Genomic DNA, 18,645 nt, shown 5'->3' with positions numbered 1-18,645 from the left:
CTGTAACCAATATGAACACGCCGCTGACAGGATGGTCCCGTCAGCGGCGCTTGAATCGCAGAATAATACAAACTAACTGCGGAAGTAAGGCACGAAAAGCGCGTTACAACACGTTAAAAAACATTAAAAATTTAACGAGCGCTTATCTACGGCTAACGCTGCTTCTTTCGTCGCTTCCGACAAGGATGGATGAGCGTGGCAAATACGCGCAATATCTTCTGCCGATGCACGGAATTCCATCGCAACAACCGCCTCAGCAATGAGTTCTGACGCCATAGGTCCAACGATATGAACACCAAGAATTTCGTCTGTCGTTGCATCCGCCAGGAACTTCACCATACCGGACGTATCACCCAATGCACGGGCACGGCCATTCGCCATGAACGGGAAAGTGCCTGCCTTGTAGGCAACACCATCTGCCTTCAATTGCTGTTCAGTGCGGCCAACCCAGGCGATTTCCGGAGAGGTATAAATAACCCAAGGAATCGTATTGAAGTTGACGTGGCCATGCTGACCAGCGATACGTTCAGCAACAGCAACACCCTCTTCTTCGGCCTTGTGCGCCAGCATAGGACCGCGTACGACGTCACCGACCGCCCAAACATTAGGCAAGTTAGTTTTGCAATCACCATCAACAGCGATAAAACCACGCTCATCCAGCTTCAGGCCAACGCCGTCTGCATTCAAGCCATTGGTGTTCGGTGTGCGTCCAATCGAAATAATCAGTTTGTCGAAGACGGCTTTGTGCTCAACGCCTTTGTCATCGGCATAATTGACTGTCACTTCATTACCTGCGTTGACGATCTCGCCGATTTTGACGCCCAGATTGATCGACAAACCTTGCTTAACAAACAGTTTGTGCGCTTCTTTTGCGATTTGCTCATCTACCGCACCGAGGAAGGTCGGCAAAGCTTCGAGCACCGTGACTTCGGCACCAAGACGACGCCAGACGCTACCCATTTCGAGACCAATCACACCGGCGCCGATGACGCCAAGTTTCTTCGGCACGTCAGCGATATTCAATGCACCTTCGTTTGACAAAATACTGGCTTCATCAAAAGCAGCACCTTGCAAAGCACGCGCATTCGAGCCTGTCGCAATAACGATATGCTTGCCGACAATAGTTTCTTCTGTTTTGCCTGCGACTTTAATTTCGTAACCGGCGGCATCCGCCTTCACGAAAGAGCCATGACCATGGAAGAAAGTCACTTTGTTCTTTTTAAACAAAAACAAGATGCCGTCATTGTTTTGCTTCACGATGGTATTTTTGCGACCTAACATCTTCGCCACATCCAGACCCAGGCCTTTAACTTCAATGCCGTGGTCTGCAAAAGAGTGACCTGCATGCTCGTAATGCTCGGACGATTGGAGCAGTGCTTTAGATGGAATACAGCCGACGTTAGTGCAGGTGCCGCCCGGTGCCGGGCCACCTTTTTCATTGGTCCAGGCATCGATACAAGCTGTGGAAAAACCCAGTTGCGCCGCACGGATTGCCGCAATATAACCGCCAGGACCGCCGCCGATCACGACGACATCAAATTGTTTACTCATGAATATTTCCTAATGTGATCTGCTCTGTTTTTGTTCTGTTCTTATTCTGTTACTACCTTGCTGCATTGCTTCTTTCAATTCACTCTTCTTCCGGCACGAAAATCCACGCAAGCAGATAAGCGACCAGGCCAGAGCCGAAATAAAAAGAAAACAAGACGAATACCAAACGCCAGATCCAGGATTCCAAACCTGTAAATTTACCTAAGCCGCCGCAGATACCCCCCAGCCATTGATCCGATTTTGAGCGTCGGAACTGATTGAGGGGGATATAGGCTTTGTCCGTATCAGTAAAAAAATTATTGCCGGAGGAACCTGCACCAGCCGATGCATTAGTGCCATTTGCTGCATTGAGGTTTTCCAACAACTTGGCTTTGGCTTGCGAGAATTCTGCATCAGTCAGTGCGCCCGACTGATGCAGTTCATGCAGACGTTTGATTTCGTCAGCGAGGTTCATGTTACAGATCCAATAACAGGCGAGCTGGGTCTTCCAGTGCTTCCTTCATAGCTACCAGGCCTAATACTGCTTCGCGACCATCGATGATACGGTGATCGTAGGACATCGCCAGGTAGTTCATCGGACGCACAACAACCTGACCGTTTTCAACGACAGCACGGTCTTTCGTTGCATGCACACCCAAAATCGCAGATTGCGGCGGATTGATAATAGGCGTAGACAGCATAGAGCCAAAAGTACCACCGTTAGAAATCGAGAACGTACCGCCAGTCAAATCATCCAGTGTCAATTTACCGTCTTTGGCTTTAGCGCCGAACTCACCGATTTTCTTCTCAATATCGGCAATCGACATCTGGTCAGCATTACGCAAAATAGGCACTACCAGACCACGCGGAGAACCAACGGCGATACCGATATCGAAGTAACCGTGATACACAATATCGTTACCATCTACGGATGCGTTGATGATAGGGTATTTTTTCAATGCGGCAACAGCTGCCTTCACGAAGAAAGACATGAAGCCGAGTTTGACGCCGTGTTCTTTTTCGAACTTATCTTTGTACTTGTTACGCAGGTCAATCACTGGCTGCATATTGACTTCGTTGAAAGTTGTCAAAATGGCGTTAGTCGATTGTGATTGCACCAGACGTTCGGCAATACGCGCGCGCAGACGGCTCATCGGCACACGTTCTTCAGGGCGGTCACCGAGATTCATCACAGCGGGTGCAGCAACTTGCTGCAATGCTGGTTTGCTTGCGGCAGGCGCTGCAAGCGGAGCAACTGCTGGTGCTGCGGGCTTAGCGACTGCTGCCAGTGCATCACCTTTCGTGACACGACCGTCTTTACCGGTACCATCTACAGCGCTGGCGGATAAATTATTTTCTGCCAAAATTTTCGCTGCTGCTGGCATCGCAACACCTGCTGCAGATTTTGCGGCGAGATTATTGATCGCTGCTGCAACCGGATCGGCTGCTACCGTTGCAGCAGCGGCTGGAGCCGCAGGAGCAACCGCGCCTGCGGATGCTTCGGTATCAAGAATCGCTATTACTTCACCAGCGACGACAGTACTGCCGTCACCTTTGAGGATTTGCGTAATAACACCGGCTTCTGGACAAGGTAACTCCAGAACGACTTTGTCAGTTTCAACGTCGATCAGATTCTCGTCGCGACCAACCGGCTCCCCTACTTTTTTATGCCAGGTCAGCAAAGTTGCTTCAGCGACTGATTCAGATAATTGCGGTACTTTTACTTCGATAATTGCCATGTTTTTCTCCGTTTCGGATAGTCATCGGGCGCAACAGCTTCTGCTGCGCCGCGTTTCACTATTGAGTGTTATTTGGTCAGGACGTAGCCCTTGAGCTTGGAAAATGCCGTATCCAGCAATGCTTTTTGTTGTGCATAGTGCTTGTCGTAGTAACCGACAGCAGGCGATGCACTGGCTGGACGACCAGCGTATGCCAGTTTTTGACCTTCATCCAGACTCTCAAAAATATTATGCTGTATCTGGAACCAAGGCCCCTGATTTTGCGGCTCATCCTGCGCCCAGATCAATTCAGCCAGATTAGGGAATTTTTTCAACTCTGCTGAGAAGCTCTTATGCGGGAACGGATACAACTGTTCCACCCGAATAATCGCGGTATCCGTCTGACCACGTTCTTTACGAGCGTTGACCAGATCGTAATAAACCTTGCCTGAGCAGGCGATTACGCGCTTGACCTTCTTGGCATCAATCTTTTCGTCAACTTCACCGATGACCGTATGGAAGCTGCCTTTTGCCAGTTCGGACAAAGGAGAACCTGCATCTTTGTTACGCAACAAAGACTTCGGTGTCATGATGACCAGTGGCTTACGGAACTGACGAATCATCTGACGACGCAACAGATGGAAAATTTGTGCGGCATTGGTCGGCTGAACCACTTGCATATTATTGTCAGCACACAATTGCAAGAAACGCTCAGGACGCGCGGATGAATGCTCTGGCCCCTGACCTTCGTAACCGTGTGGCAGCATCAATACCAGACCGGAAGCACGACCCCACTTCACTTCGCCGGAGCTGATGAACTGATCGATCACCACTTGAGCACCATTGGCGAAATCGCCGAACTGAGCTTCCCAGATTGTCAACGTATTTGGTTCTGCCGTTGAGTAACCATATTCAAAACCAAGCACGGCTTCTTCCGACAGTACCGAGTCAATGACGGTGAACGGCGCTTGTTTGTCAGAGATGTTTTGCAAAGGAATATAGGTGCCAGCATCCCAGCGCTCACGATTTTGATCATGCAAAACAGCGTGACGATGCACAAATGTACCGCGACCTGCATCTTGACCAGTCAGACGAATCGCATAGCCAGACGCAACCAGAGATGCGTAAGCCAGATGCTCACCCATACCCCAGTCCAGATTCATCTCACCGCGCCCCATTGTTGCGCGGTCGCCCAGTACTTTTTCTACCAGACTATGTGGCTTGAAGCCTTCGGGAACTGTCGTAATACGCTCAGCCAGACGCTTCAGCTCAGAAGCAGGCACTGCGGTATCAGCAGCATCCGTCCATTTGCGGTTCAGGAATGGGATCCAGTCAACCGCATACTTGTTTTTGAAGTTGGAAATAACTGGGTCAACGGTATGTTTACCAGCATCCATAGCATCACGGAAAGCTTTCACCATCTGATCGCCGCCATCGGCTGCAATCGTACCTTGTGCCGCCAGTTTGTCTGCGTACATTTTGCGCGTACCAGGATGCTGCGCAATTTTTTTATACATCAGAGGCTGCGTCAATGCTGGTGTGTCTTGTTCGTTATGACCCAATTTACGGTAGCAAATGATATCGACGACGATGTCCTTCTTGAATTCCATACGGTAATCCAAGGCAATCTGCGTTGCCAATACGACGGCTTCCGGATCATCTGCGTTCACGTGCAGTACCGGTGCCTCGATCATTTTCACCACGTCGGAGCAATATAAGGTCGAACGTGAATCACGCGGATCTGATGTAGTAAAACCGATCTGATTATTGATCACGAGATGGATCGTACCACCAGTACCATAGCCACGTGTTTGCGCCAGATTCAGGGTTTCCATTACGACGCCCTGCCCTGCAAACGCAGCATCACCATGCACGAGAATAGGCAGAACTTGTGAGCCATCTTTGTCGCCACGGCGTTCCATACGCGCTTTGACAGAGCCTTCAACCACCGGATTAACTATTTCCAGATGCGATGGATTGAACGCCAGAGACAAGTGAACCGGACCGCCCGGTGTAGAAATATCGGAGGAGAAACCTTGGTGATACTTGACGTCACCGGCGGGTAAATCATCACCATGTTTGCCTTCAAATTCAGCAAACAAGTCTTGTGGCATTTTGCCTAAGGTATTGACCAAGACATTAAGCCGGCCGCGATGTGCCATACCGATGACGATTTCTTCTACGCCACGTTCGCCAGCGCGTTGAATAGTTTCATCCATCGACGCAATGAAACTCTCACCACCTTCGAGCGAGAAGCGTTTTTGTCCTACATATTTAGTATGCAGATAACGTTCCAGACCTTCAGCGGCAGTCAGGCGATCAAGAATATGTTTTTTCTTTTCAGCTGAAAATGCTGGTGTAGAGCGAATGGATTCGAGCTTTTGTTGCAACCAGCGCTTCTCCGTCGGATCACTGATGTACATGAATTCTGCGCCGATAGAACGGCAATATGTATCACGCAAAGAATTCAGGAGGTCACGCAGCGACGCTGTTTCCGGTCCAAAATAGGTATTACTGATATTGAACTGAATGTCCATATCAGCATCGGTGAAACCATAAAAACTTGGCTCCAGCTCTGGAATACTTGGACGTTCCTGACGTTGCAGAGGATCCAGATTAGCCCAGTGACTGCCAAGGAAACGATAAGCGGCGATTAATTGCTGAGCAGCAACGCGCTTGCGTCCCATTTCAGCATCAGCAGTTGCGCTGACTGTACGAATCGGGCCTTGTTTCGCACGTTCGGCGAACGAAGCAATGACGGGTGCATGAGCAACGTCGGGCTTGCTTGAACCGTCGACAGCAGGAACATGCTGCATCGCGTCGAAATACGCACGCCAGTTATCAGGGACTGAACCGGGATTATTGAGATACGCTTCGTAAAGTTCTTCTACGTACGGCGCATTGCCGCCGAACAAATACGAGTTGGCGTTATATTGTTGCATCATCTTGCTCACCTTTCTTCGCGTTTCGCGAGATTAGCGGGTTAATCTAACCTTCCGCGACACGGCCTGACCGGTTAGCGGATTGCACATCAAGTTGTGGGGAAGGGCTGGTTTCAAACTATCTCACTTCCAAGTCAAAATCGTCATTTGCATTTATAAAAATATAACGCTTTTGAATTAAAAGTGAAATTACATCTAAAATTTCACATTCGATGCGAAGCATAGCATATTTATTGTACGAAAAAAAAGCGAGTCTTGAAGACTCGCTTTTTTTCATGTTTTTTACAATTAACCGCGCTGATCAATCGGCGGGACATCACGCTTCGGTGAGCCCACAAATAATTGACGTGGACGACCAATTTTTTGCTCTGGATCAGAAATCATTTCTTTCCACTGAGCGATCCAGCCTACAGTACGCGCCAGGGCAAAAATACCTGTGAACAAAGAAGTTGGAATGCCTAATGCGCGCTGAACAATACCTGAGTAGAAATCAACGTTTGGATACAATTTACGGGAAACAAAGTATTCATCTTCCAGCGCAATTTTTTCCAACGCCATAGCGAGTTTGAACAATGGATCATCTTGCAAACCAAGCTCATTCAATACTTCATAACAAGTTTCACGCATCAGTTTGGCACGTGGGTCGTAGTTTTTATAAACACGATGACCAAAGCCCATTAATTTAACACCAGAGTTTTTATCTTTAACTTGCGCGATAAATTCAGGGATGTTGTCAACGCTACCGATTTCTTCCAGCATGCTCAATGCAGCTTCATTCGCACCGCCATGAGCAGGACCCCATAAGCAGGCGATACCAGCGGCAATACAAGCGAATGGATTTGCGCCTGAGGAGCCAGCCAGACGCACTGTTGATGTGGACGCGTTTTGCTCGTGATCTGCATGCAAAATCAAAATACGATCCAACGCACGGACCAGTACTTCATTGACTTTATATGGCTCACATGGTGTCGAGAACATCATGTGCATAAAGTTAGCGCTATATGACAAATCATTGCGCGGATAAACAAACGGCTGGCCGATTGAATATTTGTACGCCATGGCGACCAGCGTTGGCATTTTAGCGATCAGACGAATCGCAGATACTTCGCGATGATGCGGATCATTAATATCAAGAGAATCGTGATAAAACGATGCCAATGCACCTACTGTACCGACTAGTACCGACATTGGATGCGCGTCGCGACGGAAGCCACGGAAGAAAAATTGCATCTGTTCGTGAACCATGGTGTGCTTTGTCACCGTGTCAACGAATTCAGTTTTTTGCGCCGCGTTTGGCAATTCACCGTTTAACAACAAATAGCAGGTTTCCAGGAAGTCGCCGCCGTTGACTGCCAGTTGTTCGATCGGGTAACCGCGATACAGCAATTCGCCTTTATCACCATCGATATAGGTGATCGAAGAGTTACAAGCAGCAGTAGACATAAAGCCAGGATCATAGGTGAACATACCTGTTGCACCATATAACTTTCGAATGTCGATGACATCTGGACCAACTGAGCCTTTGTAAATCGGCATTTCCAACGATGCGGAACCATCGGAAAAAGAGAGTGTTGCTTTTGTTTCAGAGTTAGTCATGGCTCTTCCTTCAATGTAGAGGTGAGTCGTTAATCAAAAAAACGCGAGAGAAAAATCGTTTTCTGTTTCAGGCTATTTGCAAGCGAGCCAATAAGGCATGCACATGTGGCAGGTCAACCTCGGCTTCTGGTTGTTTTTTCGCCAGAATCAGATCCATCAAAGTATTGTCCGGCAACTCCATCAACCTGCTGAAGGCGTCGACCTCATCATCGCTCAAGGACGTTTCATGGGCATCCAGAAAACGAGTCAGTATCAGATCGTTTTCCAGCAATCCACGTCTTGCTCGCCACCGGAGTCGCGCTCGCTTGACCGGATCGCTTTGGTGGGTATCAACTTTTGACTCAGACATAAATACTTTCAATACTTATTTTCATATTTCATGCCATTCTCATGAATACATTTTTTGGCATTCAAAAAAATGGCATGAAATAAGAGCGGTCGGTTAGATCAGCTTGCGCTGCAAACAGACCGCACTCTTCACTAGACTGCGCGGCGAACCATTAATTCCTTGATTTTGCCGATAGCTCTAGTTGGATTCAGACCTTTTGGACAAACATCCACACAATTCATGATCGTATGGCAGCGGAATAAGCGATATGGATCTTCCAGATTGTCCAGGCGCTCGCTAGTTGCCTCATCACGCGAATCCGCGATAAAACGATAAGCTTGCAGTAGACCTGCCGGGCCTACAAACTTGTCCGGATTCCACCAGAACGAAGGACAAGATGTCGAGCAGCATGCACAGAGAATACATTCGTACAAACCGTCCAGCTCTTCACGCTCTGCCGGTGTTTGCAGACGTTCTTTTTCTGGAGGAATAGACTCATTCATCAGGTAAGGCTTGATGGAATTGTATTGCTTGAAGAATTGCGTCATGTCCACGATGAGATCACGAATGACCGGCAAACCTGGCAAAGGACGCAAAACGATAGGCTCACTCAACTCATTTAAGTTTGTGGTGCAAGCCAAACCGTTTTTGCCATTGATATTCATCGCATCTGAGCCGCAGACACCTTCACGGCACGAGCGACGCAACGCCAGAGAGTCATCCACATCCGCCTTAATGCGCTGGAGAGCATCCAACAACATCTTGTCAGTATCTTGTAACTCTACTGTCAAATCTTGCATGTAAGGCTTGGCATCCTTGTCCGGATCATAGCGATAGATTTTAAATTTTAATGTACGTGCCATAGTGATATCTCTTTAGAATGTACGAGCTTTTGGCTTGAAGGTTTCAACAGTCAGCGGCTTTGTATTGACAGGCTTGTAGTCAAGGCGATTGCCTTCTGAGTACCACAAAGTATGCTTCATCCAATTGTCGTCATCACGTTTTTCGTAGTCACGATGCGCATGCGCACCACGAGATTCTTTACGGGCAGCGGCGGATGTAATCGTTGCTTTTGCGGTTTCGATCAGGTTATCCAGTTCCAAGGCTTCTACACGTGCTGTGTTAAAAACTTTGGATTTATCTTTGAACGAAACATGCTTGCGACGCTCATCCAGCTCCATAATTTCTTTGACGCCTTCTTGCAGCAATTCATCAGTGCGGAATACGCCGCAGTGATATTGCATCGTCTTACGGATCGCATTTGCAACGTCTTGTACACGTTCAGTGCCTGTGCTGGTTTCCAGCTTAGCCAAACGAGACAACGCCAGATCTGCTGCATCCGCTGGCAAATCCTTGTTACTACGAGCCTTCAAATTACTTGCAACGATGTGATTACCCGCCGCACGACCAAACACCAACAAATCTAACAGCGAATTTGTACCGAGACGGTTTGCACCATGAACGGAAACGCAAGCGCATTCACCGATCGCATACAAGCCGTTAACAATTTCGCTGCTACCGTTTTTAGGTGCAATTACTTGACCGTAAATATTGGTCGGGATACCACCCATCTGATAATGAATTGTCGGCACAACGGGGATCGGCTCTTTAGTCGCATCGACGTTAGCAAATTTGTGCGCGATTTCCAGAATTGACGGCAAACGTTTTTGAATCGTGTCAGCACCGATGTGGCGCAGATCGAGCATGACGTGATCCTTATTCGGGCCGCAACCGCGACCTTCTTTAATTTCCTGATCCATAGAGCGCGAAACGAAGTCACGTGGCGCCAGATCTTTCAGTGTAGGTGCATAACGTTCCATGAAACGTTCCCCCTGGCTATTCACCAGAATACCGCCCTCGCCTCGCACGCCCTCAGTAATCAAGACACCCGCACCAGCTACGCCGGTTGGATGGAATTGCCAGAATTCCATATCTTCGAGCGGCAAACCTGCACGCGCCGCCATACCCATACCGTCACCGGTATTGATAAAGGCGTTGGTAGATGCAGCCCAGATACGACCAGCACCACCCGTAGCGAAGATTGTTTGCTTCGCTTCTAGCATCATGACTTCGCCAGTTTCCATTTCAAGAGCGACGACACCCAACACATCACCATCCGCATCGCGAATCAGGTCGATCGCCATCCACTCAACGAAAAAGTGCGTACGGGCACGAACATTACGCTGATACAGCGTATGCAGAAGCGCATGACCAGTACGATCTGCCGCAGCACATGCACGCTGGACTGGTTTTTCACCAAAATTCGCAGTATGACCACCGAAAGGACGCTGATAAATCGTACCATCTGCATTACGGTCAAATGGCATGCCAAAATGCTCTAATTCATAGACCACTTTTGGGGCTTCACGGCACATGAATTCAATCGCGTCCTGATCACCCAGGTAATCAGAGCCTTTGACCGTATCAAACATATGCCAGTACCAGTTATCCTCTGACATATTACCCAGCGAAGCGCCGATACCACCTTGCGCAGCTACGGTATGCGAACGGGTAGGAAATACTTTAGACAAAACAGCGACGTTCAGGCCGGCCTCTGCCAGTTGCAGAGAAGCACGCATGCCTGAGCCACCTGCGCCAACGATCACCGCATCAAAGCGACGGGATGGGATTGCGGGTTTAATTGCTGCCACGTTTATACTCTCCACAAAATCTGTGCCGTATATCCGACACAAGCAACTAGCCACAGAATAGTGGCAACTTGAAACACCAGACGCAAAGCAACACTATGCGTTACATAATCCATCCATACATCGCGCATACCAACCCATGCGTGATAGAACAAAGCGATGAATACAGTAAATGTTGCCAGCTTAAACCATTGATGAGCAAAAATTCCCGCCCATCCTTCGTAACTAAAATCATTACCCGTCAAAAACAGAACTAACAAAATGACGGTATAGGCGGCCATTACAATTGCAGTAACACGTTGCGCCAGCCAGTCGCGCAAACCATAATGCGCACCTACTACGAGCCGATTAGGGCCAATATTGTTGTTTGCCATTTAAAATACTCCAAATAATTTCAGGGCAACCAATGCAGTCAAAGGCAAGCTGATCGCGAGTACGCCGACGGCAGATTTGCGAGCCGAGTCCTTATTCAGTCCGATGTGAAGATCCATAAACAAGTGACGGATGCCCGCACAAAAATGATGCAAATAAGCCCAAGAAATCGCCAAAATAATCAGCTTAACAAAAACACCTGAAGTGAAATTTTTCAACACGGCAAATGACAGCTCCGACGTCAGACTCTTATCAAGCAAGTACAAAATGAAAGGCATTAATAAGAACATCAACATCCCGCTGGCACGATGTAGAATCGAGACAAAACCGGCAAGTGGCAGCCGGTATCCGGTCGCATCAATTAGCCGCATTACCCCAAAGCGAGGTTTGGCTTTTACTACTTCAGACATGAATAATCTCCCCATTAACTAGTCTGTACATGAACTTTATAATTTTCGCCTATTTTGGTGCATTGCACCAACAAAAAAGACATCCGTCTACAAAATAGTTATATCTTACTGCGATTTTCGGCGACACATGCTGACATGCAATGTGTCAACATGACCATGCACTCGTGAAAACTTTACTTAACTCAACTCATTTTTATAATGATGCTGAGCGGTCAAATACAAACCGCGACGCAATTCAACTGGCTTATCGCCGTACGTATAAGAAACGCGCTCCACCTTGAGCAAAGGGACGCCAGACGGCACTGCCAGCAACTCAGCAGCAATGTCATCAGCACAAACAGCACGAATTTCCTCTGACGCTCTGATCATATGCGTGCCGAATTCAGTCTCAAATAACCCGTACATAGGCCCCTTGTACTCATTCAGCCGCTCCGCAGTCAGCCCTTTAAAAATAACGCCAGGCAACCACAGGTCATCCAAAATAGTCGGAACGCCGGAGAAGTACTGAACCCTGCGTATAAATACGACTGAGTCACCGGACTTAATATCAAGCGCCCTCGCTACATCGGCAGGTGCGCGCAGACGCTTAACTTCGACAATTTTATTTTCAGGGTAATGTGGCTTCCCCTCATCTGGCACCAGACGCAGAAAACGGAACTGCGCGCGCGCTTCATGATGAGTCGCGACAAATGTCCCCTTCCCCTGCCTGCGCACAACCAGATTCTCCGCAGACAATTCGTCAATTGCTTTACGAACCGTACCCTGACTTACCTTAAAGCGACTAGCCAGTTCGATCTCACTGGGAATCAACTCGCCCGGCTTCCACTCGCCAGATTGCAGGCTTTGCGTAATTAATGCCTTAATTTGCTGATACAGGGGACTAAAAGTAGGTGAAGCGCCAGGCGCAGAATGAGCATTACCTGCAATATTGGAGGTCGCATTGCTATTCTGGTTATTTGAGGTTGGCACATTAGAATTCATAGTCTGCAATTTCACCACAAAAAGGCTCGGTAAGTCCAGAACAAACTATCAATTAATATGTCTTATATAAGACATAAGATATTCATTGACACTTAGCACGAGTCCACCTAAACTCCCGTACGAAAGTGCTGAATAGAACTCCAAGACGCTTCGGTAAAAATTTTCAGCTTGCCTAAAAAGATTTTTGTGATCCGCCAAACTGACAGACCGACATCGCAGCATCAGAAAGACAACTAACAAGCACTATAGTTCTAACGCAATCAAAGTAAAGCCCAAAACCTCAATGATCCCCAAATGAGTGAGTCTGAGCGATCGGAACCAAACTCAAAAAAACAGAAGTCTGCCGTGAATTTGGCTGACTCACTGCGTTTTCAACGGTATCATTATGTGTTGACCTGCTTGGCAAGCACATCAAAATGATGGCTGGCAAAAGCTAGATTTGAACATTGTTTTTACACCACCTCGGAGATGCATCATGGCAAAATCCCCTATGCGCGTTGCTGTTACAGGCGCTGCTGGCCAAATCGGCTATTCCCTTTTATTCCGTATCGCTAACGGCGACATGCTGGGCAAAGACCAGCCAGTCATTTTGCAATTGTTAGAAATCCCTGACGAAAAAGCACAAAAAGCGCTCAAAGGCGTCATGATGGAGATTGACGATTGCGCATTCCCATTACTGAGCGGCATGACAGCTCACAGTGATCCAATGACCGCATTCAAAGATATCGACGTAGCATTGTTAGTCGGTGCTCGTCCACGCGGCCCTGGCATGGAACGTAAAGACCTGCTGGAAGCGAATGCACAGATTTTCACCGTACAAGGTAAAGCTCTGGACGCTGTTGCTTCCCGCAATGTCAAAGTGCTGGTTGTTGGCAATCCAGCCAACACCAACGCATACATCGCTATGAAATCCGCGCCAAGTCTGCCATCCAAGAACTTCACGGCAATGCTGCGACTGGACCACAACCGCGCTCTGTCTCAGGTAGCCGCCAAAATCGGCAAGCCAGTCGCAGCGATTGAAAAACTCTGCGTGTGGGGCAATCACTCTCCTACAATGTACGCCGACTATCGCTTCGCAACTGCAGATGGCGCATCCGTCAAAGATCTGATCAACGACCAGGTCTGGAATAAAGACGTATTTTTGCCAACCGTCGGCAAACGTGGCGCAGCCATTATTGAAGCACGCGGCCTGTCCTCTGCAGCGTCCGCAGCCAACGCGGCGATTGATCACGTACGTGACTGGGTTCTGGGAACAAACGGCAAATGGACAACCATGGGCATCCCTTCCGATGGCTCTTATGGCATCCCTGAAGGCACAATGTTTGGCTTTCCTGTCACAACAGAAAATGGTGAATACACCATCGTTCAAGGCTTGGAGATTGATGAGTTTTCGCGTGAACGCATCAACGTAACGCTCAAAGAATTGCAAGAAGAGCGTGACGGTGTCAAACACCTGGTAGGCTAAACCATCAGGAGCTGGTTTGATGTATTTGCGTCAAACCAGCTAATTATTTTCTTATAGCGTGACAATGCATCCTTCCCAAGTCTTATTTCAGGATCAGCAACAACCGGTCTTATTGCCGGTATGTGATCACTATGCTGGATCTGAAAAATTGATGCATAAATCCATCAGCTTACAAAACGATCTCGGTCCGGTATTTGACATCACGTTTGACTGTGAGGACGGCGCTGCGGCAGGCAATGAATCAGCTCACGCCAGACTAGTAGCCAATCTGATTGCATCAGAACAAAATCAATTTCAACGCATTGGTGTGCGCGTGCACGATGTGGGCAGCCCCTATTTTGAACTAGACATCGCCACCATTGCCCCGATTGCTGCGAGCAAACTTGCCTATCTGGTTCTGCCGAAGATCAACAGTGCTCAGCAAGTCATACAAGCAATTGACAAAGTAAATCAACACTTCTCCCCGCATCGCGCAACGCCTTTACCTGTACATGTATTGATAGAGACGCACGGTGCGCTTGCCGAAGTGCAACAGATTGCAGCCATTCCGCAAATCGCCTGCCTGTCATTCGGCATCATGGATTTCGTTTCAGCACATTGCGGCGTAATCCCCGCAAATGCCATGCGTTCTCCCGGACAGTTCACGCATCCTCTTGTTGTGCGCGCGAAGCTGGAAATAGCTGCCGCCTGCCATCGGTTTGGAAAAATCGCGTCACACAATGTAACCACAGAAATCGAAGACACTGCTATTGTCGCGGGTGACGCTACGCGCGCGATGATGGAGTGTGGCTATACCAGAATGTGGAGCATACATCCCGACCAGATCAAGCCAATAATCAAGGCGTTGTCACCAAGGAGTGCTGAGATTAACGAGGCAATCAGCATTCTGGGAGCAGCTCAGCAAAAAGAATGGGGACCAATCCAACTTAACGGACGGCTTCATGACAGAGCAAGTTACCGTTACTATTGGACTTTATTAAAAAGAGCACAGCAAAGTCAGATTCAGTTACCAGAACAAGGCTACGCTTTCATGTAATTTAGTAGTAACGACCATAAGATAGACGGAGATACAGATGAAGAAAATTTTACAGATTATTAGCTGCATGACCCTGAGCCTTGGGCTATCACAAGTATCGGCTAATGCACAGACAACGCCAGCACCAAAAACCAAGGTGGCGACAAAAACTGCCAAGGCAGCAGCAAAACCAGCAGCGCCCGTGGCGCTTGACGACGACGACGGCGAACCCGATGTCAAGGAAAGCAAAACCTTTGAGTACAAATGTGAGCTCGGCAACGTACTGACGATGTACACCAACGCTGATGACGACAAACACATGGCAATGCGCTGGAAAAAACGCCTGTATCGTCTGACCCGTATGGAAACGACTACCGGCGCACATCGCTTTGAAAATCGCAAAGCAGGCTTCCTCTGGATCGGCATCCCCGCAAAAGGCTTGCTACTGGATTCACATCGTGGTCAGCAATTAGCGAATGAATGCAAAACGACCGACCAGGTGATTGCCGAAGCCGAGTTAAAAACCGAGGCTGCTACACAAGCAAAATAAGTAGTCGCATCAAGTAAAAAAACGCAGTAAAAATTGTAAGCAGTAATAAGTAAGACGATTAGTTTTGATGATTGATTTTCGTAAAAATAAGGAACAGCCATGAGCCAAAATGCGTATAAAGATGCATTCAAAACCCTGAAAGATTTTAAGATTTCAGATTCCAAAAAAGGTAAATTTTATTCCCTGCCCGCTCTGGAAAAAAATCTGGGGGCGAAAATCTCACGCTTGCCAGTCTCCATCCGCGTGGTACTCGAATCCGTTTTGCGTAACTGCGACGGCAAAAAGGTCACTGAAGAGCATGTCAAACAGCTCGCCAACTGGAGCGCTAAAGCTGATCGTACTGATGAGATCCCGTTTGTGGTTTCCCGTGTTGTTTTGCAAGATTTCACAGGCGTTCCACTGCTGGCTGACTTAGCTGCAATGCGCAACGTCGCTGCCAAACAAGGCAAAAATCCTAAAAATATCGAACCACTGGTGCCGGTTGATCTGGTCGTAGATCACTCGGTACAAATCGATCATTTCCGTGAAAAGAAAGCGCTCGACCTGAACATGAAACTGGAATTCTCTCGTAACAACGAGCGCTATCAGTTCATGAAGTGGGGTATGCAAGCGTTTGATACATTCGGCGTTGTTCCTCCAGGTTTTGGTATCGTCCACCAGGTCAATCTGGAATACCTGGCACGCGGCGTACACAAAATTAAAGATGCGAAGAAAAATGACATCTACTACCCTGACACTCTGGTAGGTACTGACTCCCACACTACCATGATCAATGGTATCGGCGTAGTTGGCTGGGGTGTGGGCGGTATCGAAGCAGAAGCTGGCATGCTCGGTCAGCCAGTCTACTTCCTGACACCTGACGTGGTCGGCGTCAACCTGACAGGCGCACTGCGCGAAGGTTGCACTGCAACGGATCTGGTACTGACTATTACTGAACTGCTGCGCAAAGCAAAAGTCGTTGGTAAATTCGTTGAATTCTTCGGGGAAGGTACACGTACTTTATCCCTGACAGATCGTGCAACCATCGCCAACATGGCGCCGGAATACGGTGCAACGATGGGCTTCTTCCCTGTTGATGAAGCCACTATCGACTATTTCAAAGGTACAGGCCGTACCAAAGCAGAAATCGACGCATTCGAAGGCTATTTCAAAGCTCAGAAGATGTTCGGCATCCCTAAAGCTGGCGACATTGACTACACGACAGAAATCTCTCTCGATCTGTCCACTGTCGCACCGTCATTAGCCGGCCCTAAACGCCCGCAAGACCGTATCGAAATCGGCAATGTAAAATCCACTTTTGCGGATTTGTTCGCTAAGCCAACATCTGAAAACGGCTTTAACAAAAAAGCAGAAGACCTGGATGCGGTCTACACCAATTCGGACAACGTAAAAGTCAAGAACGGTGACGTCCTGATCGCCGCGATTACCTCTTGCACCAACACATCCAACCCTAGCGTCTTGCTGGCAGCTGGCTTGCTGGCGAAAAAAGCGGTTGAAGCCGGTTTGAAAGTTGCACCACATATCAAAACTTCGCTGGCGCCTGGCTCCCGCGTCGTCACTAAATATCTGGAAGCAGCAGGCTTGTTGCCTTACCTGGAAAAACTCGGTTTCGGCGTCACTGCTTACGGCTGTACAACCTGTATCGGTAATGCAGGCGATCTGACACCGGCGATGAACGAAGCCATCGTCGCGAACGATATCGTGGCATCCGCTATTTTGTCCGGCAACCGCAACTTCGAAGCACGTATTCACCCGAACATCCGCTCCAATTTCTTAGCATCACCTCCATTGGTTGTTGCTTACGCGATCGCTGGCAATATGACGAAGGACCTGATGACAGAACCAGTTGGTCGCGTCAAAGGTAAAGATATTTTCCTGGGTGACATCTGGCCAACCAGTGCAGAAATCAACAAGTTGATGAAGTTTGCGATGAATTCTAAAACGTTCAAAGACAACTACGCAGACGTTAAAGGTGCGCCAGGCAAACTGTGGGAAAACATCAAAGGCGTGGCGGAAGGTGAAGTCTACAACTGGCCAACATCTACCTACATCGCTGAACCACCGTTCTTCGCTGACTTCACGATGGAACCAAAAGCGGCTGCGACAGGCATCACCGGTGCACGCGCACTCGGCGTGTTCGGCGACTCCATCACAACGGATCACATATCCCCTGCGGGCTCCATCAAAGAATCTAGCCCTGCTGGCAAATGGTTGAAAGAAAACGGCGTACTGAAAGCTGATTTCAATTCCTACGGTTCACGCCGTGGCAATCACGAAATCATGATGCGCGGCACGTTTGCCAACGTACGTATCAAAAACTTGATGATCCCAGCGAAGGAAGACGGCTCCCGTGTAGAAGGCGGCGAAACCTTATTCCAACCAACTGGCGAACCTATGGCGATCTACGATGCAGCGATGAAGTATGTTGCAGAAGGCACGCCAACCATGATCTTCGGCGGCGAAGAATATGGTACTGGCTCTTCCCGCGACTGGGCAGCCAAGGGTACGCAATTGCTCGGTGTAAAAGCCGTGATTGCCCGTTCTTTTGAGCGTATCCACCGTTCCAACCTGGTTGGCATGGGTGTCTTGCCTCTGCAATTTATCGGCACTGACAGCGTTGATTCCTTAGGTATCACAGGTACAGAATCCTACGACCTGAAAGGGATCGAAGATGACATCAAGCCACAACAGCAAGTAACGTTGGTGATCAATCGTGCCAACGGCGACAAGCAAGAAGTCAAAGTTCTGTTGCGCATCGATACACCGATCGAAGTGGATTACTACAAACACGGCGGTATCTTGCCGTTCGTATTGCGTCAGTTGTTGGCTGCCTGAGTTTTTACTTAAGCTAGCGGCTGTCAATGCACTAGCATCAATGACGGCCTCGATTAATCAATCACGGATACAGTCTTCATGCCGTGACTGATTCATTGATCTGATGTACAGCGACAGCAAAATGAAAAAACACCCAAAAAGACCGGAAATTTTCCGGTCTTTTTTATTGCTTGTTCCTGAAAGAATCCTGTAAGTCTCGGAGCGTACTCTTCGATACGTTTGATTGATTCGCGTACAGACTCGCGTGATCCATCC

At 48.4% G+C, this 18,645-nt stretch carries 15 protein-coding genes; 4 read left to right on the top strand and 11 right to left on the bottom strand.

Going from position 1 to position 18,645, the window contains the following annotated elements; genetic code table 11:
- Positions 1-123: 123 nt before the first annotated feature.
- The 11 genes from lpdA to ACO0K3_RS02120 all read right to left on the bottom strand — a co-directional run bounded on the left by lpdA (position 124) and on the right by ACO0K3_RS02120 (position 12,525).
- Positions 124-1,551: a dihydrolipoyl dehydrogenase gene (gene lpdA / locus ACO0K3_RS02170; protein ID WP_422981457.1), complete on the bottom strand. Its 1,428-nt coding sequence runs from the start codon at positions 1,549-1,551 to the stop codon at positions 124-126.
- Positions 1,552-1,630: 79 nt separating this feature from the next.
- Positions 1,631-2,005 carry a PspC domain-containing protein gene (locus tag ACO0K3_RS02165; RefSeq protein ID WP_422981455.1) on the bottom strand — a complete coding sequence of 125 codons (375 nt, stop codon included), beginning with the start codon at positions 2,003-2,005 and terminating at the stop codon, positions 1,631-1,633.
- Between the two features lies 1 nt (position 2,006).
- Positions 2,007-3,269 carry a 2-oxoglutarate dehydrogenase complex dihydrolipoyllysine-residue succinyltransferase gene (odhB, locus tag ACO0K3_RS02160; RefSeq protein WP_422981453.1) on the bottom strand — a complete coding sequence of 421 codons (1,263 nt, stop codon included), beginning with the start codon at positions 3,267-3,269 and terminating at the stop codon, positions 2,007-2,009.
- Positions 3,270-3,337: 68 nt separating this feature from the next.
- Positions 3,338-6,193, bottom strand: coding sequence for a 2-oxoglutarate dehydrogenase E1 component (locus ACO0K3_RS02155; RefSeq protein WP_422981451.1), 2,856 nt, complete (start codon positions 6,191-6,193; stop codon positions 3,338-3,340).
- Between the two features lie 285 nt (positions 6,194-6,478).
- Entirely contained in the window at positions 6,479-7,786 is a 1,308-nt protein-coding gene (gene gltA, locus ACO0K3_RS02150; RefSeq protein WP_422981449.1) for a citrate synthase, read from the bottom strand.
- A gap of 67 nt (positions 7,787-7,853) precedes the next feature.
- Positions 7,854-8,135 (bottom strand): succinate dehydrogenase assembly factor 2, encoded by a 282-nt coding sequence (locus tag ACO0K3_RS02145; protein ID WP_422981447.1) that lies wholly within the window; start codon positions 8,133-8,135, stop codon positions 7,854-7,856.
- Between the two features lie 131 nt (positions 8,136-8,266).
- Complete coding sequence (locus tag ACO0K3_RS02140) at positions 8,267-8,977, bottom strand: succinate dehydrogenase iron-sulfur subunit (protein ID WP_422958417.1); 711 nt, start codon at positions 8,975-8,977, stop codon at positions 8,267-8,269.
- A 12-nt stretch (positions 8,978-8,989) separates the two neighbouring features.
- On the bottom strand, positions 8,990-10,765 hold the full coding sequence (gene sdhA / locus ACO0K3_RS02135) for a succinate dehydrogenase flavoprotein subunit (protein ID WP_422981445.1): 1,776 nt from the start codon (positions 10,763-10,765) through the stop codon (positions 8,990-8,992).
- Between the two features lie 2 nt (positions 10,766-10,767).
- Entirely contained in the window at positions 10,768-11,136 is a 369-nt protein-coding gene (gene sdhD / locus ACO0K3_RS02130) for a succinate dehydrogenase, hydrophobic membrane anchor protein (protein WP_422981443.1), read from the bottom strand.
- Complete coding sequence (gene sdhC / locus ACO0K3_RS02125; RefSeq protein WP_422981441.1) at positions 11,137-11,544, bottom strand: succinate dehydrogenase, cytochrome b556 subunit; 408 nt, start codon at positions 11,542-11,544, stop codon at positions 11,137-11,139. It abuts the gene before it with no gap.
- Between the two features lie 177 nt (positions 11,545-11,721).
- The gene (locus tag ACO0K3_RS02120; RefSeq protein ID WP_422981439.1) at positions 11,722-12,525 is read right to left on the bottom strand and encodes a GntR family transcriptional regulator; all 804 of its coding nucleotides are present in this window, start codon (positions 12,523-12,525) and stop codon (positions 11,722-11,724) included.
- 475 nt (positions 12,526-13,000) lie between these two features.
- Here ACO0K3_RS02120 and ACO0K3_RS02115 point away from each other — a divergent pair, with 475 nt between their 5' ends.
- The 4 genes from ACO0K3_RS02115 to acnA all read left to right on the top strand — a co-directional run bounded on the left by ACO0K3_RS02115 (position 13,001) and on the right by acnA (position 18,390).
- Positions 13,001-13,990 carry a malate dehydrogenase gene (locus ACO0K3_RS02115; protein ID WP_422981437.1) on the top strand — a complete coding sequence of 330 codons (990 nt, stop codon included), beginning with the start codon at positions 13,001-13,003 and terminating at the stop codon, positions 13,988-13,990.
- A gap of 64 nt (positions 13,991-14,054) precedes the next feature.
- A complete protein-coding gene (locus ACO0K3_RS02110) occupies positions 14,055-15,026 on the top strand; it encodes an HpcH/HpaI aldolase/citrate lyase family protein (RefSeq protein ID WP_422981435.1) in 972 nt (323 codons plus the stop codon).
- Between the two features lie 37 nt (positions 15,027-15,063).
- Complete coding sequence (locus tag ACO0K3_RS02105; protein ID WP_422981433.1) at positions 15,064-15,555, top strand: hypothetical protein; 492 nt, start codon at positions 15,064-15,066, stop codon at positions 15,553-15,555.
- A 99-nt stretch (positions 15,556-15,654) separates the two neighbouring features.
- Positions 15,655-18,390: an aconitate hydratase AcnA gene (gene acnA, locus ACO0K3_RS02100; RefSeq protein ID WP_422981431.1), complete on the top strand. Its 2,736-nt coding sequence runs from the start codon at positions 15,655-15,657 to the stop codon at positions 18,388-18,390.
- The last annotated feature ends 255 nt before the right edge of the window (positions 18,391-18,645 follow it).

The organism is Undibacterium sp. Rencai35W, from assembly GCF_049340185.1.
In the GTDB taxonomy this organism is placed as follows: domain Bacteria; phylum Pseudomonadota; class Gammaproteobacteria; order Burkholderiales; family Burkholderiaceae_D; genus Undibacterium.
The sequence above is the reverse complement of the archived record's forward strand: the minus strand, read 5'-3'. Positions and strand labels throughout refer to the sequence as shown.

What these genes read in the sequence shown, in the direction of transcription:
- gltA (WP_422981449.1), bottom strand. Translation starts at nt 7,786, where the DNA reads ATGACTAACTCTGAAACAAAAGCAACACTCTCTTTTTCCGATGGTTCC.
- sdhC (WP_422981441.1), bottom strand. Translation starts at nt 11,544, where the DNA reads ATGTCTGAAGTAGTAAAAGCCAAACCTCGCTTTGGGGTAATGCGGCTA.
- ACO0K3_RS02115 (WP_422981437.1), top strand. Translation starts at nt 13,001, where the DNA reads ATGGCAAAATCCCCTATGCGCGTTGCTGTTACAGGCGCTGCTGGCCAA.
- ACO0K3_RS02120 (WP_422981439.1), bottom strand. Translation starts at nt 12,525, where the DNA reads ATGAATTCTAATGTGCCAACCTCAAATAACCAGAATAGCAATGCGACC.
- acnA (WP_422981431.1), top strand. Translation starts at nt 15,655, where the DNA reads ATGAGCCAAAATGCGTATAAAGATGCATTCAAAACCCTGAAAGATTTT.
- ACO0K3_RS02145 (WP_422981447.1), bottom strand. Translation starts at nt 8,135, where the DNA reads ATGTCTGAGTCAAAAGTTGATACCCACCAAAGCGATCCGGTCAAGCGA.
- ACO0K3_RS02165 (WP_422981455.1), bottom strand. Translation starts at nt 2,005, where the DNA reads ATGAACCTCGCTGACGAAATCAAACGTCTGCATGAACTGCATCAGTCG.
- ACO0K3_RS02140 (WP_422958417.1), bottom strand. Translation starts at nt 8,977, where the DNA reads ATGGCACGTACATTAAAATTTAAAATCTATCGCTATGATCCGGACAAG.
- ACO0K3_RS02155 (WP_422981451.1), bottom strand. Translation starts at nt 6,193, where the DNA reads ATGATGCAACAATATAACGCCAACTCGTATTTGTTCGGCGGCAATGCG.
- sdhD (WP_422981443.1), bottom strand. Translation starts at nt 11,136, where the DNA reads ATGGCAAACAACAATATTGGCCCTAATCGGCTCGTAGTAGGTGCGCAT.
- ACO0K3_RS02110 (WP_422981435.1), top strand. Translation starts at nt 14,055, where the DNA reads ATGCATCCTTCCCAAGTCTTATTTCAGGATCAGCAACAACCGGTCTTA.
- odhB (WP_422981453.1), bottom strand. Translation starts at nt 3,269, where the DNA reads ATGGCAATTATCGAAGTAAAAGTACCGCAATTATCTGAATCAGTCGCT.
- lpdA (WP_422981457.1), bottom strand. Translation starts at nt 1,551, where the DNA reads ATGAGTAAACAATTTGATGTCGTCGTGATCGGCGGCGGTCCTGGCGGT.
- ACO0K3_RS02105 (WP_422981433.1), top strand. Translation starts at nt 15,064, where the DNA reads ATGAAGAAAATTTTACAGATTATTAGCTGCATGACCCTGAGCCTTGGG.